This window comes from Mesorhizobium silamurunense (assembly GCF_014843905.1).
In the GTDB taxonomy this organism is placed as follows: Bacteria; Pseudomonadota; Alphaproteobacteria; order Rhizobiales; family Rhizobiaceae; genus Mesorhizobium; species Mesorhizobium silamurunense.
Map to the genome: position 1 here is coordinate 70,667 of NZ_LPVS01000027.1, position 26,399 is coordinate 97,065.

At 63.8% G+C, this 26,399-nt stretch carries 26 protein-coding genes; 16 read left to right on the forward strand and 10 right to left on the reverse strand.

Features of this window, described 5'->3' with window-relative positions; genetic code table 11:
• Positions 1–137 precede the first annotated feature (137 nt).
• From dusB to ntrC, 3 genes are read left to right on the forward strand one after another with little or no spacing between them, the layout of a single operon-like run.
• Positions 138–1,160: a tRNA dihydrouridine synthase DusB gene (dusB, locus tag AU465_RS06235; protein WP_192244989.1), complete on the forward strand. Its 1,023-nt coding sequence runs from the start codon at positions 138–140 to the stop codon at positions 1,158–1,160.
• Positions 1,157–2,302 (forward strand): two-component system sensor histidine kinase NtrB, encoded by a 1,146-nt coding sequence (locus AU465_RS06240; protein ID WP_192244992.1) that lies wholly within the window; start codon positions 1,157–1,159, stop codon positions 2,300–2,302. The genes dusB and AU465_RS06240 overlap by 4 nt, the downstream gene beginning before the upstream one ends.
• The gene (ntrC, locus tag AU465_RS06245; protein WP_192244994.1) at positions 2,299–3,759 is read left to right on the forward strand and encodes a nitrogen regulation protein NR(I); all 1,461 of its coding nucleotides are present in this window, start codon (positions 2,299–2,301) and stop codon (positions 3,757–3,759) included. The genes AU465_RS06240 and ntrC overlap by 4 nt, the downstream gene beginning before the upstream one ends.
• A gap of 97 nt (positions 3,760–3,856) precedes the next feature.
• Here ntrC and AU465_RS06250 read toward each other — a convergent pair whose 3' ends face one another.
• Complete coding sequence (locus tag AU465_RS06250) at positions 3,857–4,747, reverse strand: NAD-dependent epimerase/dehydratase family protein (RefSeq protein WP_192244996.1); 891 nt, start codon at positions 4,745–4,747, stop codon at positions 3,857–3,859.
• Positions 4,748–4,864: 117 nt separating this feature from the next.
• Between AU465_RS06250 and AU465_RS06255 the strand changes: the two genes are divergently transcribed.
• The 6 genes from AU465_RS06255 (at position 4,865) to hflX (ending at position 12,217) form a co-directional block, all read left to right on the forward strand.
• Complete coding sequence (locus AU465_RS06255; RefSeq protein WP_192244998.1) at positions 4,865–5,686, forward strand: AraC family transcriptional regulator; 822 nt, start codon at positions 4,865–4,867, stop codon at positions 5,684–5,686.
• A 165-nt stretch (positions 5,687–5,851) separates the two neighbouring features.
• Positions 5,852–8,143, forward strand: a complete 2,292-nt coding sequence (locus AU465_RS06260) for a sensor histidine kinase NtrY-like (protein ID WP_192245000.1) — start codon at positions 5,852–5,854, stop codon at positions 8,141–8,143.
• A complete protein-coding gene (gene ntrX, locus AU465_RS06265; protein ID WP_192245003.1) occupies positions 8,133–9,494 on the forward strand; it encodes a nitrogen assimilation response regulator NtrX in 1,362 nt (453 codons plus the stop codon). Before AU465_RS06260 ends, ntrX begins: the two co-directional genes overlap by 11 nt.
• Positions 9,495–9,575: 81 nt before the next feature.
• The gene (locus AU465_RS06270) at positions 9,576–10,439 is read left to right on the forward strand and encodes a D-amino-acid transaminase (RefSeq protein WP_192245005.1); all 864 of its coding nucleotides are present in this window, start codon (positions 9,576–9,578) and stop codon (positions 10,437–10,439) included.
• 143 nt (positions 10,440–10,582) lie between these two features.
• Positions 10,583–10,828, forward strand: a complete 246-nt coding sequence (gene hfq / locus AU465_RS06275) for an RNA chaperone Hfq (protein ID WP_006202172.1) — start codon at positions 10,583–10,585, stop codon at positions 10,826–10,828.
• A complete protein-coding gene (gene hflX / locus AU465_RS06280; protein WP_192245007.1) occupies positions 10,829–12,217 on the forward strand; it encodes a GTPase HflX in 1,389 nt (462 codons plus the stop codon). It begins immediately after the preceding gene.
• A gap of 65 nt (positions 12,218–12,282) precedes the next feature.
• Here the strand turns inward: hflX and mazG are convergent, their stop codons facing one another.
• On the reverse strand, positions 12,283–13,107 hold the full coding sequence (mazG, locus tag AU465_RS06285) for a nucleoside triphosphate pyrophosphohydrolase (RefSeq protein WP_192245009.1): 825 nt from the start codon (positions 13,105–13,107) through the stop codon (positions 12,283–12,285).
• A gap of 81 nt (positions 13,108–13,188) precedes the next feature.
• The gene (locus AU465_RS06290; protein ID WP_192245011.1) at positions 13,189–14,373 is read right to left on the reverse strand and encodes an amino acid aminotransferase; all 1,185 of its coding nucleotides are present in this window, start codon (positions 14,371–14,373) and stop codon (positions 13,189–13,191) included.
• Between the two features lie 159 nt (positions 14,374–14,532).
• Between AU465_RS06290 and AU465_RS06295 the strand changes: the two genes are divergently transcribed.
• From AU465_RS06295 to AU465_RS06315, 5 genes are all read left to right on the forward strand, one after another.
• Positions 14,533–15,066 carry a sigma-70 family RNA polymerase sigma factor gene (locus tag AU465_RS06295; protein ID WP_376774826.1) on the forward strand — a complete coding sequence of 178 codons (534 nt, stop codon included), beginning with the start codon at positions 14,533–14,535 and terminating at the stop codon, positions 15,064–15,066.
• Positions 15,063–15,836, forward strand: coding sequence for an anti-sigma factor family protein (locus tag AU465_RS06300; RefSeq protein ID WP_192245015.1), 774 nt, complete (start codon positions 15,063–15,065; stop codon positions 15,834–15,836). Before AU465_RS06295 ends, AU465_RS06300 begins: the two co-directional genes overlap by 4 nt.
• Before the next feature lie 36 nt (positions 15,837–15,872).
• Positions 15,873–16,589 carry a Bax inhibitor-1/YccA family protein gene (locus AU465_RS06305; RefSeq protein WP_192245017.1) on the forward strand — a complete coding sequence of 239 codons (717 nt, stop codon included), beginning with the start codon at positions 15,873–15,875 and terminating at the stop codon, positions 16,587–16,589.
• Between the two features lie 194 nt (positions 16,590–16,783).
• Positions 16,784–17,659 (forward strand): aldose 1-epimerase family protein, encoded by an 876-nt coding sequence (locus tag AU465_RS06310; RefSeq protein ID WP_192245019.1) that lies wholly within the window; start codon positions 16,784–16,786, stop codon positions 17,657–17,659.
• A gap of 3 nt (positions 17,660–17,662) precedes the next feature.
• On the forward strand, positions 17,663–18,073 hold the full coding sequence (locus tag AU465_RS06315; protein WP_192245021.1) for a hypothetical protein: 411 nt from the start codon (positions 17,663–17,665) through the stop codon (positions 18,071–18,073).
• Here the strand turns inward: AU465_RS06315 and AU465_RS06320 are convergent.
• Positions 18,070–18,513 carry a class I SAM-dependent methyltransferase gene (locus tag AU465_RS06320; protein ID WP_192245023.1) on the reverse strand — a complete coding sequence of 148 codons (444 nt, stop codon included), beginning with the start codon at positions 18,511–18,513 and terminating at the stop codon, positions 18,070–18,072. The genes AU465_RS06315 and AU465_RS06320 overlap by 4 nt on opposite strands.
• 145 nt (positions 18,514–18,658) lie before the next feature.
• On the opposite strand from AU465_RS06320, the gene AU465_RS06325 reads away from it, so the two are divergent.
• Positions 18,659–19,051, forward strand: a complete 393-nt coding sequence (locus AU465_RS06325) for a GFA family protein (protein WP_192245025.1) — start codon at positions 18,659–18,661, stop codon at positions 19,049–19,051.
• Between the two features lie 53 nt (positions 19,052–19,104).
• Here the strand turns inward: AU465_RS06325 and AU465_RS06330 are convergent, their stop codons facing one another.
• Positions 19,105–20,622, reverse strand: coding sequence for a winged helix-turn-helix domain-containing tetratricopeptide repeat protein (locus tag AU465_RS06330; protein WP_192245027.1), 1,518 nt, complete (start codon positions 20,620–20,622; stop codon positions 19,105–19,107).
• Positions 20,623–20,834: 212 nt separating this feature from the next.
• Between AU465_RS06330 and AU465_RS06335 the strand changes: the two genes are divergently transcribed.
• Positions 20,835–21,083 (forward strand): DUF1127 domain-containing protein, encoded by a 249-nt coding sequence (locus tag AU465_RS06335; RefSeq protein WP_376774825.1) that lies wholly within the window; start codon positions 20,835–20,837, stop codon positions 21,081–21,083.
• Between the two features lie 273 nt (positions 21,084–21,356).
• Here AU465_RS06335 and AU465_RS06340 read toward each other — a convergent pair whose 3' ends face one another.
• From AU465_RS06340 to tmk, 5 genes are all read right to left on the reverse strand, one after another.
• A complete protein-coding gene (locus tag AU465_RS06340) occupies positions 21,357–22,178 on the reverse strand; it encodes an MBL fold metallo-hydrolase (protein ID WP_192245029.1) in 822 nt (273 codons plus the stop codon).
• A gap of 1 nt (position 22,179) precedes the next feature.
• Positions 22,180–22,974, reverse strand: a complete 795-nt coding sequence (locus tag AU465_RS06345; protein ID WP_192245031.1) for a TatD family hydrolase — start codon at positions 22,972–22,974, stop codon at positions 22,180–22,182.
• A complete protein-coding gene (metG, locus tag AU465_RS06350) occupies positions 22,974–24,524 on the reverse strand; it encodes a methionine--tRNA ligase (RefSeq protein WP_192245034.1) in 1,551 nt (516 codons plus the stop codon). Before metG ends, AU465_RS06345 begins: the two co-directional genes overlap by 1 nt.
• A gap of 78 nt (positions 24,525–24,602) precedes the next feature.
• A complete protein-coding gene (locus AU465_RS06355; protein ID WP_192245036.1) occupies positions 24,603–25,658 on the reverse strand; it encodes a DNA polymerase III subunit delta' in 1,056 nt (351 codons plus the stop codon).
• The gene (gene tmk / locus AU465_RS06360) at positions 25,655–26,329 is read right to left on the reverse strand and encodes a dTMP kinase (protein WP_192245038.1); all 675 of its coding nucleotides are present in this window, start codon (positions 26,327–26,329) and stop codon (positions 25,655–25,657) included. The genes AU465_RS06355 and tmk overlap by 4 nt, the downstream gene beginning before the upstream one ends.
• Positions 26,330–26,399: the final 70 nt, after the last annotated feature.

Sequence of the window (26,399 nt, forward strand, 5' to 3'; positions counted from 1 at the left end):
CGAGAGGCTTAGTCGCGGCTCGAAGGGAAGGCCAGCATTTTCCAAAATGCGCCTTAATGTGACGTCATTGCGCGTTGCACAACGGCTTGCATCTGGCTAGAGAATGTGCAGCAATCGAACATGCTTGGTTTTTGTGCATGGCTGAACTGACCATATTGGCTTCACCGCTCGATATCGGCGGCGTGAGGATTCGCAACCGCGTGTTCCTTGCGCCGATGTCTGGCATCACCGACCAACCGTTCCGGCAACGCGCCCATGCGCACGGCGCCGGGCTGGTCGTATCGGAAATGGTGGCGAGCGGCGAACTGGCCAGGGGCAGGGCGGGCTGCGACCTGCGCATCCGCCATTCAGGGCTGCCTGTCCATATGGTGCAGCTTGCCGGCCGCGAGGCGGCGCATATGGCCGAAGGCGCCCGAATCGCAGCAGGCGAAGGCGCCGACATCATCGACATCAACATGGGCTGCCCGGCGAAGAAGGTGACGGGCGGCTATGCCGGTTCGGCGCTGATGCGCGATCTCGACCATGCGCTCTCGCTGATCGAAGCCGTGGTCGGCGCGGTCGCGGTGCCGGTGACGGTAAAAATGCGGCTCGGCTGGGACGAAAGCGCGCTCAACGCGCCGATGCTCGCGCGCCGCGCCGAGCAGGCCGGCGTGCGCATGGTGACTGTGCATGGCCGCACGCGCTGCCAGTTCTACCAGGGCAAGGCCGACTGGCGCGCCATTGCGCGCGTCAAGCAAGCGGTCTCTATTCCCGTGGTGGCCAATGGCGACGTCGGGTCGCCGGAAGAAGCGACGACCATTCTCGATCAGTCCGGCGCCGACGCGGTGATGATCGGACGTGCCCATTACGGCGCGCCATGGATTGCCGGCAGCATCGCGGCGGCCGGTACGTCGGCGCACGACATTCCCCAAACGTCGCAAGCTCTCGCCGACTACGTCGTCGGCCACTACGAAGACATGCTCTCGCTCTACGGCACCGAAAGCGGTCTGCGCCAGGCGCGCAAGCATCTCGGCTGGTATCTCGACCGTCACGCGACCGGTATTTCCACCGGGCAGCGCAAGCAAATTCTCACTTCGTTCGAAGCAGCTAAGGTCATCGCTGGACTGCGTAGCGCGTTCTGCGACGGCGTAACATCGTCTGAATTGCGGAGCGCGGCATGACGGCGAGCCTCCCCCAAGCAGCCGACGGCGTGGCGGACGCTGCCAACATTGTGCTGAACACCATCCGCCGCCCGGTGATCATGGTCGATCCCGACGGCTTCATCACTTTCGCCAATGCGGATGCCGAAGATTTCTTCCGCTCCAGCGCCACCATGCTGGCCCGCAACACGCTCTCCAAGCTGGTGCCGTTCGGCAGTCCGCTGCTGACGCTGGTCGATCAAGTGCGCGAGCGCCGCGCGCCGGTCAACGAATATCGCGTCGATATCTCCTCGCCGCGCCTCGGCATCGAGAAGATGGTCGACCTCTATGTCGCGCCGGTGCCCGAGTTTCCGGGCTCGGTCGTGGTGATGTTCCAGGAACGATCGATGGCCGACAAGATCGACCGCCAGATGACGCATCGCGGTGCTGCCCGCTCGGTCACCGGCCTCGCCGCCATGCTGGCGCACGAGATCAAGAACCCGCTCTCCGGCATTCGCGGCGCCGCGCAACTGCTCGAGCTGTCGGCTTCCGACGAGGACCGGGCGCTCACCCGCCTGATCACCGACGAGACCGACCGCATCGTCTCGCTCGTCGACCGCATGGAAGTGTTTTCCGACGAACGGCCGATCGAGCGCTTTCCCGTCAACATCCACGTCGTGCTCGACCATGTGAAGGCGATCGCAAAGAACGGCTTTGCGAAAAAAATCAAGATCTTGGAGGAGTATGATCCATCGCTTCCTCCGGTCTTTGCCAACCGTGACCAGCTGATCCAGGTGTTCCTCAATCTGGTCAAGAATGCCGCTGAGGCGATCGGCGCCGACCCGCAGGGCGAGATCGCGCTCTCGACCGCCTTTCGGCCGGGCATCCGCGTTTCCGTGCCGGGAACGCAGGACCGCGTTTCGCTGCCGCTCGAATTCTGCGTGCATGACAACGGCCCCGGCGTTTCCGAGGACATCCTGCCGATCCTGTTCGATCCGTTCATCACCACCAAGCCGAACGGCTCGGGCCTTGGGCTGGCGCTGGTCGCCAAGATCGTCGGCGAGCACGGCGGCATCATCGAATGCGACTCGACGCCGCGCGGAACCACGTTCCGCGTCCTGATGCCAGCCTGGAAGGAGACTGCGCCCGGCGCCGGCGATGAAACTGAAGGAGACCGCAAATGACCGCTCGCGGCAATATTCTCGTCGCCGACGACGATGCGGCCATCCGCACGGTGCTGAATCAGGCGCTGTCGCGCGTCGGCCACGAAGTACGCGTGACTTCGAACGCCTCGACGCTGTGGCGCTGGGTGGCGGCGGGCGAGGGCGATCTCGTCATCACCGACGTGGTGATGCCGGACGAGAACGCCTTCGACATGCTGCCGCGCATCAAGAAAGCCCGGCCGGAACTGCCGGTCATCGTCATGAGCGCGCAGAACACCTTCATGACCGCCATCCGCGCTTCCGAGACTGGCGCCTACGAATATCTGCCGAAGCCGTTCGACCTCACCGAGTTGCTCAACATCGTCAACCGGGCGCTGGCCGAGCCGAAGCGGCCGAAGCTCGATTCGCGCGCCGACGAGCAGCCGGAGACGATGCCGCTGGTCGGCCGGTCGGCCGCCATGCAGGACATCTACCGCATGCTGGCGCGCATGATGCAGACCGACCTGACGGTGATGATCAGCGGCGAATCCGGCACCGGCAAGGAACTGGTGGCGCGCGCGCTGCACGAATATGGCCGCCGCCGCGGCGGCCCGTTCGTGGCCATCAACATGGCGGCGATCCCGCGCGACCTGATCGAATCGGAGCTGTTCGGCCATGAGAAGGGCGCTTTCACCGGCGCCCAGAACCGCTCCACCGGCCGCTTCGAGCAGGCCGAAGGCGGCACGCTGTTCCTCGACGAGATCGGCGACATGCCGATGGAGGCGCAAACGCGCCTGCTGCGCGTGCTGCAGCAGGGCGAATACACGACCGTCGGCGGCCGCACGCCGATCAAGACCGACGTGCGCATCGTTGCCGCCACCAACAAGGATCTGAGGACGCTGATCAACCAGGGTCTGTTCCGCGAGGACCTGTTCTACCGCTTGAATGTCGTGCCGCTGAGGCTCCCGGCGCTGCGCGAGCGCTCCGAGGACGTTCCGGACCTGGTCAGGCACTTCTTCAAGCAGGGCGCCAGCGAAGGCCTGCAGACTAAGCGCATTTCCGCGGGTGGCATCGAGCTGATGAAGCGCTATCCCTGGCCCGGCAATGTGCGCGAGCTGGAAAATCTGGTGCGCAGGCTGGCTGCGCTCTATTCGCAGGACGAGATTTCGGCCGAGATCATCGATGCAGAGCTCAAGACCGGCGAAAGGCCTGTTGTGCCGGACGGCGGCGCGCTGATGCCCGACGATCTGTCGATCGGCCAGGCGGTCGAGCATTTCCTGCAGCGCTATTTTGCGTCTTTTGCCGGCGACCTGCCGCCCTCCGGACTCTACCAGCGCATCCTCGCAGAGGTCGAATATCCGCTGGTGCTGGCCTCGATGACCGCGACGCGCGGCAACCAGATCAAGGCGGCCGAGCTTCTGGGCCTGAACCGCAACACGCTGCGCAAGAAGATCCGTGAGCTCGGCGTCAACGTCTACAAGTCCTCAAGACAGATCTAGGCCTTCGATGCCGGCCAGGTGCTTCGCCGGCCCGTCTCGTTTGTTCCGCCCGCCGGTCGACGGGCGGAACGCTTCATTCCCACTCGATATAATTGGTTCAGAGATAGTCTCTGAGGGTATCCGCGATCATTACGTCAATGCTGCTGGCCTTCACGCCGAGGAGATGCTCGGTGTCGGAAGAATCGACCAGCAGCGGGCGATCGAAGAGATATTGCATTTCCACGAGCTCATGCATGCCCAGGGCTTCCATCTCGGCGACGGAATAGCAGCGCATTGGCGCAACCTCCCTTCCGAGCATCGCCGCGGTTCTGCGGATAAGATCGCGGGGCGAGGCATATTGCGACGGGACATGGAAGGCACGTCCCCATTCGCCCGCGTAGAAGGCTGACGCGACGAGCGTTCGGGCGACGTCCTTGATGAAGGCCCAGGCATGATCGGCGTCGAGGTCTCCCAAGAAAGCGACAGGCTTTCCTTCAACGACTGACGGCAGCGCGAGAAGCGAGAAGTAGGTGACCGCGCCATATCCCAGATAGTCGCTGGAACGCACCTCGATGGCCGGCACGTTGGCGCGAAACACACGCTGCCACATTATCGTCCGGACAGTGCCCTTCCTCGATGTCGGGTCGAGAGGCAGGTCTGAATGAAGGGGACCGTCGGCGTTCTCGCCATAGCCGTAGAGGTTTCCGAGCAGGATGATCTTCGCATTAACGGCTTCCGCCGCGCGGACTGTGCCGTCGACGATTGGAAAGAAGTCGGTCGGCCACCGGTGGTAAGGCGCCATGGCACACATGAAAATGGCATCCGCGCCCCGGCTGATGCGCGAAAGTTCGGCGGCATCGGTGGCGTCCGCCTGCATCGCGCGGACGCCGGGCAAATCGATCTCGCCGACGCTCCTGCTTGTGAGGACGACGTCATGCCCTTGCTCCCCGAGCAGGCGAGCCGTTTCGCGCCCGACCGGGCCTGCTCCGACGACAACATAGTAACTCATATGAACCTCTTTGCGTTGGCAAACGAGGCGCAGGTCTAAAGGGCATCGGCATTGAAAATCGCGCAGGAACCGCCAAATGTTGGGCAGGTTCTGCTACGATTTTGAGGCTCGTTTCGCATGTATCCGCAGTTCGCTCCGGCCCGGGCCTCGGCTGGCATATCGATCGCTTCCCGGCATATCGAAGCAGGCACCCACCGGCTGCCGCGAACGGATCATCACCGCATCATGGTCCATGCCAGCGCAGCGACGCGCTCCTATTGCAATGACGCCGGGCGATATTTCTTACGGCGCGCCGGTGACATTGATTTCGTACCCGCGGGACAGGAGGGCGGGTTCGAGGCCGAAACCTCATTTGAGACGAGGGAGGTTCGCCTGCCGCCCGCCATGCTCGACGGTGTGGCGTCGGAGATCGGGGGCAGTGTGAGGGCGCGCCGGTTCGACACGCGGCACCTGCTTCGGGACGAACGCATCGAATACCTCGTCCGGGCACTTGAAACCGACCAAAACGCAGGCTCGCCGGGTGGGACTCTGTTCGCCGAAAGTGTCGGCATCGCGCTTGCGGTGCGGCTGGTTGGTCTTGACGATTTGGAGACTGATCGAACGGTTCGGCTGTCGGATGCGCAGCTCAAGCGCGTCCTGGACTATGTCGACGCCCATCTTTCCGAACCGCTCACGATCGACACGCTGAGCCGCATCGCCAACGCCAGCAGCTCGCATCTCAGGACATGGTTCAAGGCGGCGACCGGCACGACCCTTCACCGCTATGTGCTGAGACGGCGGGTTGAGCGTGCCCGCTCCCTGATTCTGGGAAGCGACCTCAGCACCAGCGAGGTGGCCTATCTGACAGGCTTCGCGCATCAGTCGCATATGGCGCATTGGATGCGCCGCGAGATCGGGCAGACGCCCCGCAGCTTGCGACGGGGGCAACCGGGGAAGTGACGCGAGCGATCGCATCGCCGGGCCTCGTTCGGCGGCATTGGATCGCCTGTATGGTCCTTTTGCGTGAATGAGCCGGGGAAAGATTTCCGTCCTGGCCACACTTGTTGCATAATCGCCACAATGCGTTGCATACATCCGACGCAATGACCGACTCTAGACGGCGATATGGCTGCTGAGGCTCCGACACCGAACCAACCGCTTTTTAGCCGGGCCGGCGTTCGCGACGGCCGCCGGCTGCTGGCGCTGCCCGGCGTAGTCGCGATCGTCGGCGCGATGATCACGGCTGCGATCTCGTTCGCTATCCTTGTCGGCGCGACCCCGATTGCACCGAATGCCAACGCCACTTGGGCGCTGATTGCGCTCAATGCCGTCTTCGTCCTGTTCCTGATCGCCCTGGTCAGCCGCGAGATCCGCCGCATCGTCATGGCACGCAAGCACGGCCGTGCGGCCTCGCGGCTGCACGTGCGCATCGTCGCCATGTTCGCGCTGGTCGCCGCCATCCCGGCGATCATGGTGGCGATCATCGCCTCGATCACGCTCGATATCGGCCTCGACCGCTGGTTCGAGATTCGTACCAAGACGATCGTCAATTCGTCGCTGTCGATCGCCGATGCCTATGTCCAGGAAAATGCCCGCAACCTACAGGGCACGACCCTGTCGATGGCCTACGACCTCGATGCCTCGCGCACGCTCTATGGGCTCGATCGGACCGGCTTCCTCGATCTCATGAACAAGGAGGCCGTTGGCCGCGGACTGGCGCATGCGGCGCTGATCAAGCCTGACGGCTCCTTCGTCATGAGCGCCAAGACCGACGCCGACTTCGCAATGCCGGAGCCGCCTCCCGGCGCGGTCAACACGGCAGCGGACGGCAAGCCGGTGTTGATTGAGCCGCGCACCCGCAACATCATGGGCGCCATCGTCAAGCTGCGCGAGATCGAAGGTCTTTACCTTTACACGATCCGGCTCGTGGACCCGGACGTTATCAAGGCGCGGCAGATCGTTCGGTCGAACACCGACGAGTATCGCGGGCTGGAGGAGAATCGTCGCACTTCGCAGGTCGCTTTCGCTCTGCCCTATCTGTCGCTGACCCTTATTGTCATCCTTTCGGCGATCTGGACCGGCATTGCGGTCGCCGACCGGCTGGTCCGGCCGATCCGCCAGCTGATCGGCGCGGCCGACGAGGTGGCGACCGGCAATCTCGACGTTGCCGTCCCCGTGCGCCAGTCCGACGGCGACGTCGCCTCGCTTGGCGAAACCTTCAACAACATGATCCTCGAGCTCAAATCGCAGCGCAACGAGCTGTTGTCGGCCAAAGACCTGATCGACGAGCGGCGGCGCTTTTCGGAGGCGGTGCTGGCCGGCGTGACCGCGGGCGTCATCGGCGTCGATCCCTATGGCATCATCACCATCGCCAATCGCTCGGCCGAAACCATGCTGGCAATCTCGGCAAGTGCCGCGCTCGGACAGAACCTGTCAGCCATCCTGCCGCATGTCGGCCGCGTCTTCGAGATCGGGCGCCAATCCGGCAAGCCGGTCTATCGCGAGCAGGTGACTTTCTTCCGCGCCGGCATGGAACGGACTTTCAATGTCCAGATCACCGTCGAGGCGGGCGACGACGGCTCGGAAGAAAAATCCTATGTCGTCACTATCGACGACATCACCGATCTCGTGCAGGCACAGCGCTCTTCGGCCTGGGCGGATGTGGCGCGGCGCATTGCCCACGAGATCAAGAATCCGCTGACGCCGATCCAGCTATCGGCCGAGCGCATCAGGCGCCGTTACGGCAAGGTCATCACTGAGGACCGCGAGGTCTTCGACCAGTGCACCGACACCATCATCCGCCAGGTCGAGGATATTGGCCGCATGGTCGACGAATTCTCGGCCTTCGCTCGCATGCCGAAGCCGGAGATGAAGGTGATAGACCTGCGCGAATCGCTGCGCGAAGCCTCGTTCCTGGTGGAAGTCAGCCGTTCCGACATTGCGTTCCAGCGCGATTTCGGCAACGAGCCGCTCAAGGGCACGTTCGACAGCCGCCTGATGGCGCAAGCCTTCGGCAACGTCATCAAGAACGCCGCCGAGGCCATCGACGGACTTGATGCGCAAGACCGTTCCGACGGCACAATCCGGATTCAAGCCGGGCGCCAAGATGGCGCCATAAGAATCGACGTAATCGACAACGGCAAAGGGCTGCCGCGCGAGAATCGGCAGCGGCTGCTCGAGCCCTATATGACGACGCGCGAAAAAGGCACCGGCCTTGGCCTCGCTATCGTCAAGAAGATCGTGGAGGACCATGGCGGCCGGCTCGAACTGCACGACGCGCCGCCGGATTTCCACGGCGGCCGGGGCGCGATGATCTCGATCATCCTGCCGCCGGCGGCGGTCGTTGCCGCACCGCCACGCGGCGAAGGCCGCAACGAACACGAACGAGAAACTGAAAAGGTCGGTAATGGCGTCTGACATTCTCATCGTCGATGACGAGGAAGACATCCGCGAACTCGTCGCCGGTATCCTGAGCGACGAAGGTCACGAAACCCGCACGGCGCACGATGCCGACAGCGCCCTGGCGGCGATTGCCGATCGCGCGCCGCGGCTGATTTTCCTCGATATCTGGCTGCAAGGCTCGCGCCTCGACGGTCTGGCGCTGCTCGACGAGATCAAGACGATGCATCCGACCATGCCGGTGGTCATGATCTCCGGCCATGGCAACATCGAAACGGCGGTGTCGGCCATCCGGCGCGGCGCCTATGATTTCATCGAGAAGCCGTTCAAGGCCGACCGTCTCATCCTGGTCGCCGAGCGCGCGTTGGAAACGTCCAAACTGCGGCGCGAGGTCTCCGACCTCAAGCTGCGCAGCGGCGAGACCTTCGACCTGATCGGCATGTCGTCGGCCATGAGCCAGTTGCGGCAGACCATCGAGCGCGTCGCGCCGACCAACAGCCGCATCATGATCATCGGCCCGTCCGGCTCCGGCAAGGAACTAACGGCGCGCGCCATCCACGCCCTGTCGGCGCGCAAGGCGGGACCGTTCGTGACGCTGAGCGCCGCCACCATCACGCCGGAACGCATGGAGATCGAGCTGTTCGGCACCGAATCGAACGGCACCGAGCGCAAGGTCGGCGCGCTGGAGGAGGCGCATCGCGGCATCCTCTACATCGATGAAGTGGCTGACATGCCGCGCGAGACGCAGAACAAGATCCTGCGCGTGCTGGTCGAGCAGCAGTTCGAGCGGGTAGGCGGCACCAAGCGGGTCAAGGTCGACGTCCGCATCATCTCCTCGACGGCGCAAAACCTCGAGGCGATGATTGCCGACGGCCGCTTCCGCGAGGATCTCTATCATCGCCTGGCGGTGGTCCCCGTCATGGTGCCGGGTCTCGCCGAGCGGCGCGAGGATATTCCCTATCTGGTCGACAATTTCATGAAGCAGATCGCGCGCCAGGCCGGCATCAGGCCGCGCCGCATCGGTGACGACGCTTTAGCCGTGCTGCAGGCGCACAACTGGCCGGGCAACGTTCGCCAGCTGCGCAACAATGTCGAGCGGCTGATGATCCTGGCGCGTGGCGGCGACGTCGATGCGCCCATTACCGCCGACCTTTTGCCCTCCGAGATCGGCGACGTCATGCCGCGCACGCCGAACCAGTCCGACCAGCACATCATGGCGCTGCCGCTGCGCGAAGCGCGCGAGCAATTCGAGAAGGACTATCTGATCGCCCAGATCAACCGCTTCGGCGGCAACATCTCGAAGACGGCCGAGTTCATCGGCATGGAGCGCTCCGCCTTGCACCGCAAGCTGAAGTCGCTGGGCGTGTAGCGAGCGGTTGGCCCACGCGATTGTTCATTACGGCAGCGGCGGAATCGCCTAAGAAAGCCGGACATTTCCCTGAGGTAACCCATGCCGCGCATTGCCTATGTCAACGGGCGCTACGTCGCCCATGCCGAAGCCCGCGTCCATATCGAGGACCGCGGCTACCAGTTCGCCGACGGCGTCTACGAGGTCTGCGAGGTGGCGCGCGGCTTTATCGTCGACATGCCGCGCCATCTGGCCCGTCTCAAGCGCTCGCTGAAGGAATTGTCGATCGCCTGGCCCGTCTCGGAGGGCGTCCTGCCGATGCTGATGCGCGAGGTCGTGCGCCGCAACCATGTCGTCAACGGCCTGGTCTATGTCCAGGTGACGCGCGGCGTCGCCAGCCGTGAATTCTTTTTCCCATCGGCCGACACCAAGTCGTCGCTGGTGATAACGGCCCGAAAGGCTGATCCCGCTGCGGCCGCCAAGCGGGTTGAGACCGGCATCAAGGTCATCACCGTCCCGGAGAATCGCTGGGACCGCGTCGACATCAAGAGCACCGGCCTTTTGCCCAATGTGCTCGCCAAGCAGAAGGCCAAGGAAGCCGGCGCCCAGGAGGCCTGGTTCGTCGATGCCGACGGCACGGTCAAGGAAGGCGGTTCGTCCAACGCATGGATCATCACCAGGGACGGCGTGCTGGTGACGCGACCGGCCGAGCACGGCATTCTGCGCGGCATCACGCGCACGACCTTGTTCGATGTCGCCGCCAAGCTCGGCTTGAAGATCGAGGAGCGCGGATTTTCGGTTGCCGAGGCCAAGGCGGCGCGCGAAGCTTTCATCAGTTCCGCGACCACGATAGCCATGCCTGTGGTCGAAATCGACGGCGCTTCGATCGCGAATGGCAACCCCGGCTCCATGACACTTTCGTTGCGGCAGGCATTTTTTGACATTGCGGAAAAAAGTCCAGCCTGATAACCGCAAAGGTGGAATGAACCTCAACTATCTCGTTCTGCTTGTCGTTTAGACGGCAAGAGGGGGTTTGCGCGCTTGACAGGTGCCGCGTAATTTGGCGCATTGGCCCGCAGACCGAAGGGGATCGGCGAAAGACAAAAACAATGGCGGAACGATCGCAAAACCTTCAGGACCTGTTCCTGAATTCAGTTCGCAAGAGCAAAAATCCACTTACCATCTTCCTCATCAACGGCGTGAAGCTGACCGGCGTCGTCACTTCGTTCGACAATTTCTGTGTGTTGTTGCGGCGCGACGGCCATTCCCAGCTCGTCTATAAGCACGCCATTTCCACGATCATGCCGAGCCAGCCGGTTCAGATGTTCGATGGCGAGGAAAGCCAGGGCGCCTGATTGGCACGTGAGAAGGACGCGGACCGTAGCGTTCGCGGGAAACAAGGACACCAACTCGGGCCGGAATCCAAGGATCCGACCCGGGCTGTTGTCATTGTGCCGGTGCTTACGCGCCAGCCGCGCGGCGACGACGATTCGAGCCGCCCGCGCCTGAACCGCTCGGCGGATGCCCGCCACGACGAGGCGGTCGGGCTTGCCAGCGCCATCGATCTCAATCCGGTCCACACTGCGGTGGTGACGGTCGCCGATCCGCGTCCGGCAACGCTGCTCGGCAGCGGCAAGGTGGCGGAGTTCGCCGACATCGTGAAGGAGCGCAAGGCGGAGCTGGTTATCGTCGACCATCCGCTGACGCCCGTGCAGCAGCGCAACCTCGAAAAGGAACTGAACGCCAAGGTGCTCGATCGCACCGGGCTGATCCTCGAGATCTTCGGCGAGCGCGCCAGGACCAAGGAAGGTACCCTCCAGGTCGAGCTGGCGCATCTCAACTACCAGAAGGGTCGGCTGGTGCGGAGCTGGACCCACCTCGAACGGCAGCGCGGCGGCGCCGGCTTCCTAGGCGGTCCCGGCGAAACCCAGATCGAGTCGGACCGGCGCATCCTGCAGGACAAGATCACCAAGCTGAAGCACGAGCTGGAAACGGTTCGGCGAACCCGCGACCTGCACCGCGCCAAGCGCAAGAAGGTGCCGTTCCCGGTTGTGGCGATCGTCGGCTACACCAATGCCGGAAAGTCGACGCTGTTCAACCGGATGACCGGGGCGGGGGTGCTGGCCGAGGATATGCTGTTTGCCACCCTCGATCCGACATTGCGCCGGGTGCGGCTGCCGCATGGCACGCCGATCATCCTGTCGGACACGGTCGGCTTCATCTCGGACCTGCCGACGCACCTAGTCGCGGCCTTCCGGGCGACGCTGGAAGAGGTCGTCGAGGCCGACCTCGTGCTGCATCTGCGCGACATTTCCGATCCCGACACGGCCGCCCAGGCCGAGGATGTCGAGCGCATCCTCGGCGATCTCGGCGTCGATGCCGCTGACACCAGCCGCGTGATTGAGGTGTGGAACAAGATCGACCTGCTCGACGAAGGCAATCGCGAACGCCTGCTTGCCGAGAGCGCCGGTGGCAACGCGCCGCCGATCGCGATATCGGCGGCGACCGGCGAGGGGATCGACGCGCTGAAGGCGCTTATCGAGACCAGGGTGTCGGGCGAGCTGGAAACCATGACGGTGACGCTGAGGCCCGCAGAGCTCGGCCAGGTCGACTGGCTATATCGCAACGGCGATGTCGTTTCGCGAACCGACAATGAAGACGGCAGCGTCACCATCTCGCTGACGGCGACGCACAGCGCCCGCCAGGAGATCGAGAGCCGGCTGCACCGCAGGAAGCACGGCTAAGCTACGAAGCAATTCCAGGAAAAGTGTGTAGCGGTTTTCCGTCCGGAATTGCTTAGAACAAACACTTATTTTGCGTTTTTGGCCTGCTGCCAGAGCGCTTCCATCTCATCCAGCGTCGCCTTCTCCAGCGAACGGCCGGAAGCCTCGAGCGCTTGCTCGACATAGTGGAAGCGCGAGCGGAATTTCTCGTTGGTGCCGCTGAGCGAGGCTTCGGAATCGAGCTTGAGGTGGCGGCCGAGATTGACGATGGCAAACAGCATGTCGCCGAACTCGTCCTTGATGGGTGCAGCGTCGCCCTTGGCGAGCGCCTCGCGCAATTCGCCGATCTCTTCCTCTATCTTGTCGAGAATCGGTGCCGCCTCGCTCCAGTCGAAGCCGACGCGGGCAGCCTTCTCCTGCAGCTTCAGCGCGCGGGTGAGCGCAGGGAGCGCAACCGGCACGCTGTCGAGATAGCCCTTGCCGTGATCTTCCGGGTCGAGGCCGCGCGCGATGCGGGCATTGCGCTTGTCGGCCTTCTCCGCCGCCTTGATCTTCTCCCACATGCCCTTGGCCATGCCGGCGCTGCGCGCCTTCTCGTCACCGAAGACATGCGGATGGCGGCGGATCATCTTGGTGGTGATGCCTTCGACGACATCGCCGAAGGCGAACTCGCCGGCTTCCTCGGCCATTTGCGCGTGGTAGACGACCTGCAGCAGCAGATCGCCCAGTTCCTCGCGCAGATCGTCGAGATCGCCGCGCGCGATCGCGTCCGCCACCTCATAGGCTTCCTCGATCGTGTAGGGCGCGATGGTGGTAAAATTCTGCTCGATGTCCCACGGACAGCCGGTCTTCGGTGCTCGCAGCGCCGCCATGATCTCGATCAGCCGGGAAATGTCTTTCGAGGGTTTCATCCTACAAACCCTAGCGCGTGCAGCGGCGGGCGACCAATCCCGCCGGCGGGCAAAAGCCTATTGTCCACAGCTGCGCGGCTCTCAGTCGAGAACCGAGACGATCGCCTTGGCAAGGTCGTCCAATCCGTCCTCGGGCAGGCCGGCCACGTTGATGCGGCTGTCGCCCACCATGTAGACGGCATGTTCGGTGCGCAGGCGCTCGACCTGCGCTTCCGTCAGCCCAAGACGGGAAAACATGCCGCGATGGCTGGCAACGAAATCGAAGCGGTCGGAGTTGGACTGCCGGCGCAACGCCTCCGCGAAGGCGACGCGCAGCTTGAGCATGCGCAGCCGCATCTCCTCGAGCTCGGTTTCCCAATCCTTCTTCAAGTCGGCGTCTTCAAGCACCATGCGCACCGCCGCCGCGCCATGGTCCGGCGGCATCGAATAAAGGGCACGCGCCGCGGCCAGCATCTGGCTCATCGCCACATCCGCCTGCGCGCCATCGTTGGCCATGATCATCGCGGCACCGACGCGGTCGCGATAGACGGCAAAATTCTTCGAGCAGCTCGAGGCGACGACCATCTCCGGCACCTTGTCGGCGAGCAGCCGCAAGCCGGCAGCGTCGGCGTCGAGGCCTTCGCCAAAACCCTGATAGGCGATGTCGACGAAGGGCAACAGACCGCGCTCCACCAGCACGCCGGCGACCTTGGCCCATTGCGCGGCATCCAGATTGGCGCCGGTCGGGTTATGGCAGCAGCCATGCAGCAGCACGACATCGCCGCTGTTCGCGGTCTTCAGCGCCGTCAGCATGTCGTCGAAACGGACGGCGCCGGAGGCTGCGTCGAAATAGGGATAGTCGCGCACTTGTAAGCCGGCGGCACGCATCACCGGAAGATGGTTGGGCCAGGTCGGATTGGACAGCCATACCGTCGCGCCGGCGCGCGTGCGCTGCAGAAGCTCCGCCACCAGCCTGAGCGCACCCGATCCGCCCGGCGCTTGCGCGGCGCGGATGCGCGAAAGGTCGGCCCTCTCGCCGAAGGCAAGCTTGATCATCGCGGCGTTGAAGCCGATATCGCCGGCAAGGCCGAGATAAGTCTTGGTGTCCTGGCTGGCGAGCAGCCGCTTCTCGGCCTCGCGCACGGCGCGCATCACCGGCGTCCTGCCGTCGCGGTCCTTATAGACACCGACGCCGAGATCGACCTTGCCGGGGCGCGTGTCGGCGCGATAGAGGCCGATCAAGGCAAGGATTTTGTCGGCGGGCGCAGGCTGCAGGGTTTCGAACATCGATAGGGCTCCAATCGCGGCGGAGTGATACGCAAATCGGCCGCGCTTCGCCAGCGGTTTCCTCCGGATGCCCGCTCGCCTTTGCGAGGCAATGTCCGTCGGAGCGCAAAAGAAACGGCAGGCCGGGATTAAAATCCCCACATGCTCCGTAAACAGGGCATGAAACGGTCGATGGCACGCTTCGATATCGTCGGGCAGCTGGGGTCGCTGCGGCGCTACGCGCGCTCGCTGACGCGCGACAGCGCCGATGCCGAGGATTTGGTCCACGATGCGCTGGTGCGCGCTTACGAGCGGCGCGGCACCTTTCGCTCGGGCGGCAACCTGCGCGCCTGGCTTCTGGCGATCGTGCACAACATCTTCATCGACCGCATGCGCTCGCGCCGTTCCGAAGCGGCGCGCATCGAGCAGGCCGGCCGTCTCGCCGATCTAAGCGTGGCGGCATCTCAGGACCACGCGGTCCGCCTTTCGCAGGTGCGCGAAGCTTTTCTCTCGCTGCCGGAAGAGCAGCGCTCCGCCCTGCATCTCGTCGCCATCGAAGGGCTTTCCTATCAGCAGGCCGCCGAAGTGAGTGGCGTGCCGCTTGGAACCCTGATGTCACGCATCGGCCGCGCGCGTGCGGCGCTGCGCGAGATGGACGAGGGCGCTCCGGCGCGCGGCAAAAATCACTTGAGGATCGTGGGAGGTGAATCATGACCGCTGTCGTCGATCCCGTCACCGATGCCGATCTCGACGCCTATGTCGACGATCAGCTCGACGTCGCTCGCCGCATCGAGGTGGAAGCGTTCCTGTCCGCCCGTCCCGAGGTGGCGGCGCGCGTGATGTCCGATCTCAGAACACGCGACGAATTGCGCGTGGCGCTTGCCGGCCCCGTCGGCATGGCGCGCCCGGCAACGACAGAGGCGGCGCGGCGGCTGGAGCGGGCGCTTGCCAGGGGGCGTGTCTTTTCCGTGCTGCAGCGCGCCGCCGCGGCGGCCGTGCTGGTGGCGGCAGGCTGGCTTGCGAACGGCATCTTCGGGCCGATCACTGTCACTAAGGTGGTCGCCTCGACGCAACCGCCCGCCTATGTCGAGGAAGCGGTGAGCGCGCACCGTACGACGCTGGTGCGCGAGACGATGCCATCGCAGCCGGAAGCGCCGGGCTACAATGCCGACGAAATCCGCGCCGCGACGGCGATCGTCATGCCCTCATTGCCCGACGACTGGAGGATCCGCGATGTCCAGATCTATCCGTCGCGGTACGGACCGAGCGTCGAGATGGCACTCGAAACGAAGGATCTCGGACTGGTCTCGCTGTTTGCGATCAGGCCAGGCACGTTCGATGTGGTGAAGCCCACCGTCGCGCCGTCGGGAGATATCTCGTCCGCCTATTTCCAGATCGGCGAGGTTGCCTACGCCGTCGTCGGACGAGGCGATGCGGGTGATCTCGATCGTGCCGCCGAGAAGCTGGCCCGGACGCTTTACTGACACTCAACCCAACCAATCCAACCAAGGAGAACCCAAATGAACAGCCCCAATCTGGGATACCGAATGGGCACCGGCGCCCAGGCCGGAGCGGTCTATGACGAAGGCCTGCGCCGGCACATGCTGCGCGTCTACAACTATATGGGCCTGGGCTTGGTCGTCACCGGTCTGATCGCCTTTGCGGTGGCCTCGACGCCGGCGCTTTATGTGCCGATCTTCTCCAGCCCGCTGAAATGGGTGGTGATGCTGGCGCCGCTTGCCTTCGTTATGCTCTTCTCCTTCAAGATGCAGACGATGTCGGCGGCTAGCGCCCAAGCCATGTTCTGGGCGTTCTGCGCCGTCATGGGCCTGTCGCTGGCTTCGGTGTTCCTGGTCTTCACCGGCACCAGCATCGCGCGCACCTTCTTCATCGCAGCCACCATGTTCGGCGCCACCAGCCTCTACGGCTACACGACCAGGCGCGACCTGACGCAGTTCTCGTCCTTCCTGATCATGGGCCTGATCGGCGTCGTGATCGCGAGCCTCGTCAACCTGTTCCTCGGCTCAACCGCGCTGCAGTTCGCCATTTCGGTGATCGGCATCGCCGTCTTCATCGGCCTGACCGCCTGGGACACGCAGACGATCAAGGAGCAGTATGCCGAGAATTTCGACGCTGAATCTCAGCAGAAGCTCGCCGTCTTCGGCGCCTTCTCGCTCTATCTGAACTTCATCAACATCTTCCAGTTGCTGCTGAATTTCACCGGCGAGCGCGAATAATCTGGATCGTAGCAGGCAACACTGCTGAACAAAAAAGTGGCTGGAGGGCAACCTCCGGCCACTTTTTTCGGGTAGGGCGGGGCTCATGGATCGTTCGTCTTGAAAGCGTGAAGCGCGGCTTAGTCCGCCGCCCTTGAGTTCACGCGCGGCCTTTTGCTAGCCTGCCGGACATACGAGCCCAGCCGCGAGGACGCATGGAACAGGTGACGCTTCAGGCTGACGGCATCTCGGCGGCGATCGTCGGGCAGGGGGCCGAGCTGGTCTCGTTGCGAGACGCCGACGGCATGGAGCTTTTGTGGCAGGCTGGCCCCGCCTGGCGTCGCCACTCTCCGGTTCTGTTTCCGATCGTCGGCCGGCTCAAGGGCGACCAGTTGCGTCATCGCGGGCAAAACTACCCGATGAAGCAGCACGGCTTCGCCCGCGACAGGCGCTTTGCCTGGGCGGAGCAGGGGACTTCCTCCTGCACGCTGGTCCTGAGCGACGATGCCGAAACCCGCATCCATTACCCATTCGCCTTCAGGCTGGCGATAAGCTACAGCCTTGCACCTCGCCAGCTCGGCGTGACCTTCGAGGTCACCAACACAGGCGATGAGGTGCTGCCGGCCTCGATAGGCGCCCATCCGGCCTTCAACTGGCCGCTGCTGCCGGACCTGCCCAAGGAAGCCTACCGGCTGACTTTTGCCAGCGATGAGTCCGCGCCGATCCTTCGCCTGAAAGACGGGCTTTTGCTCCCAACACCGCTGCCAACGCCCATCGATGGCAAGACGCTTGCGCTCTCCGAGCGGCTGTTCGACGACGACGCCGTCATTCTGGACAGGCCGGCCAGCACCAGCGTGCGCTATGCCGCCGACCGCGGTCCGGCGATCGAGATGTCCTGGCAGGGATTCAACGAGCTCGGCATCTGGTCCCAGCCGGGCGGAGCGCCGTTCCTGTGCATCGAGCCCTGGCACGGCATCGCAAGCCCGGTCGATTTCGATGGCGAATTTGCCGACAAGCCGGGCGTGATGCTGATCGAGCCGGGCGCGAAGCGCACGCTGATCTACCGGATCGCCCTCGGCCGGGAGCCGTAACGCGTGGCCTTTGCGATCAAGGCCGAGGTCAAGGAACCGCTGGCGGAGACCTTCTCATTCGCCGCCTACAAAACCATGTTTGGCGGCAAGCATATCGCCGAAGGCGACACGATCTTCGTATTCGCCAGCGAGAATGAAGGTGGGCAAGGGCTTGTCGCGCGCGGCGTGGTCACGTCTTGCGAGGCCATTCCCAGAAGGCCTGACCTCGAACGGCAGACGCCGCGTGTCAGCGTTTCCATCCGCCGTACCGCGCTGGTCGCGCGGCGATTGGGTCGAGACGAGCTCAAGCGGTTCAAGGACTGGAAGGACGGTCGGCCCGAGACCGAGCTCAACTTCAAATTCTATCGCCAGGCGACCAACAAGATCATCGGCATCTCTGGCGAGGCGGCAGCGTTTCTCGGCGGATTTTTCTAGGACGGCAAGCCACGGAACAAGTCGATCTCCTTCAATGGATCGCCGCCGTCAATGAAGAGCCTGCCATGTGGCCTCAAGGCCGCCTTGATGCGCGCCAATGCCGCCCGGCCAGCCTCGGGGTGACGCCCGTCGAGCGCGCCGACCCGCATGGCAAAGGCGATATCGAAGAGGGCATCGCCGGACCTCAATGCGAAGTCCTCGATTGCTACACGCCTGAAATCCAGGCTGCCGAAAGCCATCTCATCGGCCGATCCCGCACGCGCCAATCGGATTGCCTTTTCCGAGCGGTCGATGGCCAGAATGAAGCCGTGACCGATACGGCAAGCGACAGCGCGAGCGGCAACGCCCGGGCCGCATCCGATCTCCAGGACGCGAAGTCCCGGTTTCAACGGAAGAGCTTCGACGAAAGCGGATATCCGCTCAGAGATTCCTGCAGCCATGACACGAGTTATGCAATTCGGTTCGTGGGCCACGCAAGCGAGGCGGTGCCGAGCGGGATAGCTGGCAGGGCAGGGCATGAGTTCATGGACGCTCCAGCGCGTTCGTTGCTAACGTTCAGCGCCACGACTTTAGAGGAGATGCAACATGGACCGGTTCACGGGCGGTTGCCTGTGCGGCAATATCCGACTTGTGGCGTCGGGCCGCCCTTACCGGGTCGGCATCTGTCACTGCCTCGACTGCCGCAAGCACCATGGCGCGCTCTTTTATGCTGCCGCGGTATTCCCTCAGGACGCGGTGACGATCGATGGCGAGACCAGCGACTATGCCGGACGATTTTTCTGTCCGCGTTGCGGCTCCTCCGTTTTCGCGCGCACCGCGGACGAGATCGAAGTGCATCTGGGTTCCCTGGATGAACCTGACCAACTGGTGCCGACCTACGAACTCTGGACCGTCCGTCGCGAGTCCTGGCTGCCGCCGTTTCCGCTCACGAGACAATACGAACGCGATCGTGACGCCACGGGTCGCTCTGGAGAATAGGGGCGACCGGCAGCTTTCGGGTCGAATGACCGTCTGCGAGGTCAAGCCGGCCGTCACTCCGGAAGACCGGCCTTGCGAAAGCCGTCGACGAAATGCTCAAGCGTCGCGTCGTCGCGGAACGGCTCGGTCCAGACCCAGTGGCGGGTCGTGAAATGCGGGTTGGCGATGAGGAACATCTCGACCTCGGCGTGCGCCTCGTCGAGCCGGCCGAGCTGGGCAAGGCTTGCCGCCAGGAAGCGGCGTGAGCTCGTGCGATAGGTCTCGTCCCTGCGCAGCGTCTCGACGGCGGCTTCGTATTCGCCGGCCCCATATTGCGCCTGGCCGAGCGTCAGATAGTACCAACTCGGCGGAAACGGGTTCAGCCGGAACGCCTTGCGAATGTGTTCAAGGCTTTCCTCGATCCGCCCGGCCAGAACCTCAATGTCGGATATCGTCGCCCAGGCGTCGGCCTCGTTCGGGTCGAGCTCGAACGCCCTGGCGAATTCAGCGTCCGCCTCGTCGAAGCGCCGCTCATAGGCGAGCAGGTTGGCGAGTACCCATCGGCAGCCGGCATCGTTGGGGTCGATCGCGACGGCCTTGCGCGCCAGTTCCAGGGCAACGCTACGGTTAGGCTCGATCGGCTCGCCCCAATGCACCCATCCCATCCAGTGGTTCATGGCAAGCCAGCGATAGGCCTCGGCGTATTCGGGGTCGAGCGAAATCGCGCGCGTCAGCATCAGATGCGCTTCCCGTGCCGTCTGCGGCGAATCGTCGATCAGCTTGCGCGCCCGCACGCACAGATCGTAGGCGTCGAGATTCTTGGGCCGGTTGCGCGGCGGCGATGCGCGCAGCCTGCCGAGCAACGCCTCCACGATCTTGGCCGTCACCTCGTCCTGGACGGCAAAGATATCTTCCACGCTGCGATCGAAGCGTTCCGCCCACAGATGTTCGCCGCTTGCTGCGTCGACCAACTGCGCGTTGATGCGCACGCGCCCTGCGGCGCGCCTTGCGCTCCCTTCAAGCAGGTAGCACACGCCGAGATCCTCGGCGATCGCGCGCACATCCATCGCCTTGCCCTTGTAGGCGAAGACCGAGTTGCGCGCGATGACGAACAGGCCGGCGTTTCTGGACAGGTCGGTGATCAGGTCTTCGGTCAACCCGTCCGCGAAGGAGTCCTGCTCGGGATCGTTGCTGAAGTTGACGAAGGGCAGCACGGCTATCGACGGCTTGCCGGGCAATGGCAAAGGTTTTCGCCTCACGTCACCGAGCTGTTCGATGACGCCGGTGAAGCGGTAGCCGACGCGCGGAACCGTGGCGATCCATTCACCGCCGTCGGCGGCCGGTCCGAGTAGCTTCCTGAGCTGCGCGATCTGGACGGTGAGGTTGCCTTCCTCGACGGCCGTGCCCGGCCATGCCGCGTCCATCAGCTCGGCCTTGGCCAGGATTTCGCCGGGGCGTTCGACGAGCGCCGCAAGCAGCTTCAGCCCGCGATAGCCGGCGGCGACGGGCACATCGTTTCGAAGCAGCGTTCCCGCAGCCGAATCAAGTACGTACGGGCCAAAGGCAAAGCGCGATCCCTGCATGCGGCGCATCTATAGAGCAATTCCAGGAAAAGTGTGAGACGGTAGAGCGGTTCGTCGTGTCCGTGAAACGATGAACCGCTCAAGCCCATTTTGGAAGTTTTGAGAACTATTTGGACGGGCTTAATTACGGCGCTGCCGGCATCCTGCAGAATTCAACCTCATTCAGGTCGAAGGCCTCCAACTCCCAAGCCGTATGGGGCCTCAAACCACAGGAGGTTGCCATGAACGATACCTTTGCATCAGTCCCGCATCGGGCAGCGCGGTCGGAAATGCTGGTCGGGCAGGCATCGCGTTGGCGCTACAGCCTGGCGGCCCTGCAAAGCATGATCGCGGCCCGGCGCGAGCAGAACCGCTTTCGCTGGGATCTCAAGCGAATCTCGGAAGCCAACCCGCATCTGATCGACGATATCGGCCTGACGAAACGGCAGGCCGAGGAAGAGATCGCCAAGCTGCCTTTCTGGCAACGCTAGGGGAAGGTTGCGCGGCCGCTATCCGCGGGCCCGAGCGCGGCGACATTCCTACTTTGCATAAGTCGCATAAGATAGATTATGGAACTGAGGTGCAGGCAGAGATCCGGGAATTGCTGCAGTTTTCAGCCAGTCCACACCCACGCCAAATGTCATATTGAACGCTGTGGCACGGCGCTGCTGTTGAGAAACGCCGCGGATATAGGACGCGGCTTCAATGGTGCTGACAGCGATGATGCTCGGAGCCGAGAACAGTGTCGCGATGAGAAAGCGCGTCTATTGCTCTGACTCATAAGGGATTTCGATCGCCATGCCGTCATAGGCCGGCACCACGTGGTCCGGCGTCTCGGCCATCACGGCGGCATAATCCAGCGGCACGTGCATATGCGTCAGCACGGCGTTTTTCGGCGAAAGCTTCTCGGCCCAGCCCAACGCCTCGCCGAGCGACAGATGGCTCGGATGGGTATTGTACTGCAGCGCGTCGATCACCAGCGTGTCGAGGCCGCGCAACCGCTCGGCCGTGGCAGCCGGGAAGTCGCTGATATCGGGGCAATAGGCGATCCCGCCGATGCGGAAGCCCAGCGAGATGATATCGCCATGGATCTGCGGCAGCGGCTCAAGGGCGAGGGAACCCCCCTCGCCTTCGATCGTCACCGGTCTGCCATGATCGATGGGATGCGGCTTGACGATCGGCGGATAGGAGCTACCGGGCGGCGTCTCGAAACAGTAGCCGAACGCCTGCCTAAGGCGCTGCATCGTCGGCTCATCGGCATGGATATCGATGCGGTGCCGCTGCTCGTGCACATAGCCGCGCAGGTCGTCGATGCCATGGATATGGTCGGCGTGCGGATGGGTATAGACCACCGCGTCGATGCGCCTGACCGAGGCGAGCAGCATTTGCTCGCGGAAATCCGGCCCGGTATCGATGACGACCGTGGTGCGGCCGCCGTTGGTCGCGATCCGCTCGACGAGGGCCGCCGTGCGCATGCGCCGGTTTCTCGGATTGGTCGGATCGCAATTGCCCCAGTCACCTGTGATGCGCGGCGTGCCGGGCGACGAGCCGCAGCCGAGAATGGTGAGGCGCAGCCGGTCGCTCATGTCAGCTAGCCGCCACGTCCGGGCGCGGCATCTTGGTGAACAGCCGGAAGACGTTTTCGGTGGTTATGTCGGCGATCTCCGTCTGGCTGACGCCGATGGTTTCAGCCAGCACCTTCGCCGTGTTCGCCACATAGGCGGGCTCGTTGCGCTTGCCACGATGCGGGACAGGCGCAAGGTAGGGCGCGTCGGTCTCGACCAGCAATCGATCGCGTGGAACATCGGCGGCGATGGCGCGCAGTTCGGTCGAGTTCTTGAACGTCAGGATGCCCGAGAAGGAGACATAACCGCCCAGCGCCACGCCGACCTCAGCCAGCCTGCGCCCGGACGAAAAGCAATGCAGAATGAAGGGGAAGGCGCCCTTCCCTGTCTCGTCCTCGAGGATCGCCGCCATGTCGTTGTCGGCATCACGCGAATGGATGACCAGCGGCAGACCGGTCCGGCGCGCAGCGGCGATGTGGGTGCGGAAGCTTTGCGCCTGCGCCTCGCGCGGCGCGCGGTCATAGAAATAGTCCAGTCCGGCTTCGCCGATCGCCACCACCTTGGGGTGGCTGGAAAGCTGCACCAGTTCGTCAGCGGTCACATCGAGTTCTTCCGCCGCGTTGTGCGGATGGGTGCCGACCGAGCAATATACGTCGTCAAAAGTCTCAGCGATTTCAAGGATCTGCTGAAACCGCTTCACGCGCGTCGAGATCGTCACCATGCGGCCGATCCCGGCGGCAAGAGCGCGGGCGACGATGGCCGCCCGCCCCTCGGCGAAGTCCGGAAAGTCGAGATGGCAGTGACTGTCGACAAGCATCAGGCTTTTGCGTCCTGCTCGACGTAACGCGGAAACACGCCCTCAGGCGCCGGCAAGGCGGTGCCGGGCACGAGCGCATGTTCCGCATGGACGTGCTCGAAATTGCGCTTGTCCGCAGGCACGGCCAAAAGGTCGAGCAGCTTCGCGGCCGACCCCGGAATGAAGGGCTGGCTGAGCACCGTCACCCGCCGCACGACCTCGGCCGTCGTCCACAGCACCGTTTCCATGCGCTCGGGATCGGTCTTGCGCAGCGCCCATGGTTCCTGGGACGCGAAGTAGCGGTCGGCTTCGGCCACCACGCCGAAGATCGCCGCCAGCGCCAGATGGATGCCCTGCTCCGCCATTGCCCTGCGCGCCACAGCAAGCGCCTCGACGGCCTGGTCGAGGATCGCTGTATCGGCCTCGATAAGGTCGCTGCGCTTCGGCACCGCGCCGCCGCAGTTCTTGGCGATCATCGACAGCGAACGCTGCGCCAGATTGCCAAGGCCGTTGGCGAGATCGGCGTTGGTGCGGTTGACGATCGCCTCGTGGCTGTAGTTGCCGTCCTGGCCGAACGGCACCTCGCGCAGGAAGAAATAGCGCACCTGGTCGACGCCGTAATGCTCGACCATGGTGAACGGGTCGATGACGTTGCCGACCGACTTCGACATTTTCTCGCCGCGGTTGAACAGGAAGCCGTGGCCGAAGACGCGCTTGGGCAGCGGGATCCCCGCCGACATCAGGAAGGCAGGCCAGTAGATGGCGTGGAAGCGCACGATGTCCTTGCCGATGATATGTGCGTCGGCTGGCCAGAAGCGCCATTTCTCAGCATTTTCATCGGGATAGCCGACACCGGTAATGTAGTTGGTCAAGGCGTCGACCCACACATACATCACATGCTTCTCGTCGCCCGGCACCGGCACGCCCCAGTCGAAGGTGGTGCGCGAGACCGACAGGTCCTTCAGCCCCGACTTGACGAACCTCATTACCTCGTTGCGGCGCTCGGCCGGGCCGATGAAATCGGGTTGGCTCTCGTAGAGCGCGAGGAGCTTGTCCTGATAGGCCGAAAGTCGGAAGAAGTAACTCTCCTCCTCGACCCATTCGACCGGCGTTCCCTGCGGCCCATAGCGGACGTTATCTGCTCGGACTTCGGTCTCCTCCTCGCCGTAATAGGCTTCGTCGCGCACCGAATACCAGCCGGCATAGCCGCCCTTGTAGATGTCGCCATTGGCGGCCATCGCCTTCCAGATCGCCTGCGAGGACGCATAGTGCCGCTCCTCGGTGGTGCGGATGAAATCGTCGTTCGAGGCGTTGAGCGCGCTCGCCATGCTCTTGAACTCGGCCGCGTTGCGGTCGGCGAGCTCGCGCGGCGAAATGCCTTCCTTGCGCGCCGTCTGCAGCATCTTGATGCCGTGCTCGTCGGTGCCGGTCAGGAAGTAGACCTCCTTCCCGTCGAGCCGCTGGAAGCGGGCGAGCGCATCGGTGGCGATCAGTTCGTAGGCATGGCCGATATGCGGCTTGCCGTTCGGGTAGGAGATCGCAGTCGTGATGTAGAATGTGTCGCGTGACATGAATGAACCGTCATGAATGTCTGAATGTCAGTTGTGGCGATAAACTATCGGCATGGCGATTGCCATCCCGTAGGGCCGTCACATTCGCATCACAGAATTCAGGCGGTCGATCATGGTCAGGGCGTGCTGCTTCTTGTCGAGATTGTAGGTCTCTGTCTCAGATATCGTGTTCAACGCCTCGTGCCAAGCCTCGGACAGCGTTTTGGCTCTGGCGAGATCGCCGGCCAAAGCCGCTTCGCTGGCCGCCGCCGACAAAAGATCGAGCGCGCGGCGGTTGAAGATATCGAACTGGATCGCCTGGTCGCGGCCGGCGACGGCTTCGGCAAGACGGTGCGCTCCGGCAATGTCGGGCTTTTGCGCGGCCACCAGGGCATCGAGCGCGCCGGCGATTTCCAGCCCGCCATATTGGGTAAGCAGGATCGCGTTGCGGGCACTGCCCCCTGCCCGCTCGGCCAGTGCCGCGCGCGCCGCCGGATCCCTCGGCGGCGGCGGCTCGACGTTTTCCAGCACGGTCATTAGTTCGTCCGGCGCAAGAGGCGTCAGCCGCACCATCTGGCAACGTGACCGTATCGTCGGCAATAGGCTGCCCGGCGCATGCACGATGAGGACGAACAGGGTGCGCGCCGGCGGCTCCTCGAGATTCTTGAGCAAGGCATTGGCGGCATTGGTGTTCATGTCGTCGGCCGGGTCGACGATGACGACGCGGTAGCTGCCGTCATGCGAGGTCATCGACAGGAAGCGGCTGACCTTGCGGATCTCGTCGACGGTGAGCACCGTCTTGAAGCTCTTGGTCTTGTCGTTGGCCGGACGCGTCAGATGCAGCACCGAAGGATGGGCGCCGGTGGCTATCTGGCGAAACAACGACGACGCCGGATCGGGGACTGCGAGCGTCTCGGGCGCACCCCGAAAATCCGGATGTTTGAGAAGGTGATGCGCCAGGTGGAAGGCAAGCGTCGCCTTGCCGATGCCGTGCGGTCCGGCCAGGATCAACGCGTGCGGCAGCTTGCCGGCACGATAGGCTGCAGCAAGCATGCCGGCTGCCTGAGCATGGCCGATAAGCCGAGGTGTCTCCGACGGCTCGGGGACGCCGTCCAGCGTGTCGTGCTGTTCGGGGGCGATGCGTTCGAAGATCATACCGGCGCCGTCTGCTTCCTTTGCGCAGGCATCTGTTTTTCCAGCTCCGCGAACACGGCCGCGGTGACGACGTTTTCCACTGTTTCGGGATCGGCCGACGCATCGATGACGATGCAGCGATCCGGTTCCGCCTCGGCGATGGCCAGGAAAGCCTCGCGCCGGCGCTGGTGGATGGCTAAAGTCTCCTTCTCGAAGCGATCGGCGCTGTCGCCGGCGCCACGGCGCGCCGCGGCGCGTTTCAGGCCTTCGGCCGGATCGATGTCGAAGATCAGCGTCATGTCGGGAACCATGCCGTTGATGGCGACCGCTTCCAGCGCTTCCATGAAATCGGGATCGAGTCCGCCGGTGACGCCCTGATAGACGCGCGAGGAATCGATGAACCGATCGCAGAGCACGATCGTGCCGCGTTCGACCGCCGGCCGGATCACCTGCTCGACATGATCGGAGCGCGCGGCGGCGAAGAGGATCGCCTCCATCTTCGGGCCGAAGGGCTCGGCAGCGCCGGACAGAAGCACATGTCTCACCGCCTCGGCGCCCGGCGAGCCGCCCGGCTCGCGCGTCACCAGAACCTCATACTTCTTGGCGCGCATGCGTCGCGCCAGCCGCTCGATCTGCGTCGACTTGCCGGCTCCTTCGCCGCCTTCGAAGGTGATGAAAAATCCGCTCGCCAATCGAGGATGCCTTCGCCCGTGCTGGCCGCTGTCATAGCTCCCGTCCGACAAAAGGTCCACGAGCCGGCCC

Coding starts and splice junctions, on each gene's coding strand:
- dusB (WP_192244989.1), top strand. CDS start 138: ATGGCTGAACTGACCATATTGGCTTCACCGCTCGATATCGGCGGCGTG.
- AU465_RS06240 (WP_192244992.1), top strand. CDS start 1,157: ATGACGGCGAGCCTCCCCCAAGCAGCCGACGGCGTGGCGGACGCTGCC.
- ntrC (WP_192244994.1), top strand. CDS start 2,299: ATGACCGCTCGCGGCAATATTCTCGTCGCCGACGACGATGCGGCCATC.
- AU465_RS06250 (WP_192244996.1), bottom strand. CDS start 4,747: ATGAGTTACTATGTTGTCGTCGGAGCAGGCCCGGTCGGGCGCGAAACG.
- AU465_RS06255 (WP_192244998.1), top strand. CDS start 4,865: ATGTATCCGCAGTTCGCTCCGGCCCGGGCCTCGGCTGGCATATCGATC.
- AU465_RS06260 (WP_192245000.1), top strand. CDS start 5,852: ATGGCTGCTGAGGCTCCGACACCGAACCAACCGCTTTTTAGCCGGGCC.
- ntrX (WP_192245003.1), top strand. CDS start 8,133: ATGGCGTCTGACATTCTCATCGTCGATGACGAGGAAGACATCCGCGAA.
- AU465_RS06270 (WP_192245005.1), top strand. CDS start 9,576: ATGCCGCGCATTGCCTATGTCAACGGGCGCTACGTCGCCCATGCCGAA.
- hfq (WP_006202172.1), top strand. CDS start 10,583: ATGGCGGAACGATCGCAAAACCTTCAGGACCTGTTCCTGAATTCAGTT.
- mazG (WP_192245009.1), bottom strand. CDS start 13,107: ATGAAACCCTCGAAAGACATTTCCCGGCTGATCGAGATCATGGCGGCG.
- AU465_RS06290 (WP_192245011.1), bottom strand. CDS start 14,373: ATGTTCGAAACCCTGCAGCCTGCGCCCGCCGACAAAATCCTTGCCTTG.
- AU465_RS06295 (WP_376774826.1), top strand. CDS start 14,533: ATGAAACGGTCGATGGCACGCTTCGATATCGTCGGGCAGCTGGGGTCG.
- AU465_RS06300 (WP_192245015.1), top strand. CDS start 15,063: ATGACCGCTGTCGTCGATCCCGTCACCGATGCCGATCTCGACGCCTAT.
- AU465_RS06305 (WP_192245017.1), top strand. CDS start 15,873: ATGAACAGCCCCAATCTGGGATACCGAATGGGCACCGGCGCCCAGGCC.
- AU465_RS06310 (WP_192245019.1), top strand. CDS start 16,784: ATGGAACAGGTGACGCTTCAGGCTGACGGCATCTCGGCGGCGATCGTC.
- AU465_RS06320 (WP_192245023.1), bottom strand. CDS start 18,513: ATGGCTGCAGGAATCTCTGAGCGGATATCCGCTTTCGTCGAAGCTCTT.
- AU465_RS06325 (WP_192245025.1), top strand. CDS start 18,659: ATGGACCGGTTCACGGGCGGTTGCCTGTGCGGCAATATCCGACTTGTG.
- AU465_RS06330 (WP_192245027.1), bottom strand. CDS start 20,622: ATGCGCCGCATGCAGGGATCGCGCTTTGCCTTTGGCCCGTACGTACTT.
- AU465_RS06335 (WP_376774825.1), top strand. CDS start 20,835: ATGAACGATACCTTTGCATCAGTCCCGCATCGGGCAGCGCGGTCGGAA.
- AU465_RS06340 (WP_192245029.1), bottom strand. CDS start 22,178: ATGAGCGACCGGCTGCGCCTCACCATTCTCGGCTGCGGCTCGTCGCCC.
- AU465_RS06345 (WP_192245031.1), bottom strand. CDS start 22,974: ATGCTTGTCGACAGTCACTGCCATCTCGACTTTCCGGACTTCGCCGAG.
- metG (WP_192245034.1), bottom strand. CDS start 24,524: ATGTCACGCGACACATTCTACATCACGACTGCGATCTCCTACCCGAAC.
- AU465_RS06355 (WP_192245036.1), bottom strand. CDS start 25,658: ATGATCTTCGAACGCATCGCCCCCGAACAGCACGACACGCTGGACGGC.